Origin of the sequence: uncultured Microbulbifer sp. (genome assembly GCF_947489355.1) — a bacterium.
Taxonomy (GTDB): domain Bacteria; phylum Pseudomonadota; class Gammaproteobacteria; order Pseudomonadales; family Cellvibrionaceae; genus Microbulbifer.
In genome coordinates this window covers 1-215 of sequence record NZ_CANLDD010000254.1, presented here as the reverse complement: position 1 = coordinate 215, position 215 = coordinate 1, and the positions used below count along the sequence as shown (strand labels likewise).

Below are 215 nucleotides of genomic sequence, written 5' to 3'. Positions count from 1 at the left end.
GGTGCCCCGCCCTCATTCCATGAAGTCCGCGGCCTGGCTTCCACCCTGTATCGGGTTGCAGGATACAAGGTCGAGGATATTCAGGACCTCATGGCACATGAGAGTAAAGGCACTACGCTGGACTACCAGGACGAGGAGGCGCTGCCCTTCACACAGATGGATATCCGATTGAGCGATGATGTGTTAGGTGGGGAGTTTTAGAGTTTTTGTGCAGG

The 215-nt window shown here is 54.9% G+C and carries 1 protein-coding gene; it reads left to right on the top strand.

Annotated features, from left to right (window positions below; all coding sequences use genetic code 11):
- Positions 1-201 (top strand): hypothetical protein (locus Q1A48_RS21665; RefSeq protein WP_299948964.1); only part of this gene is annotated, 201 nt, incomplete at its 5' end.
- Positions 202-215 lie beyond the last annotated feature (14 nt).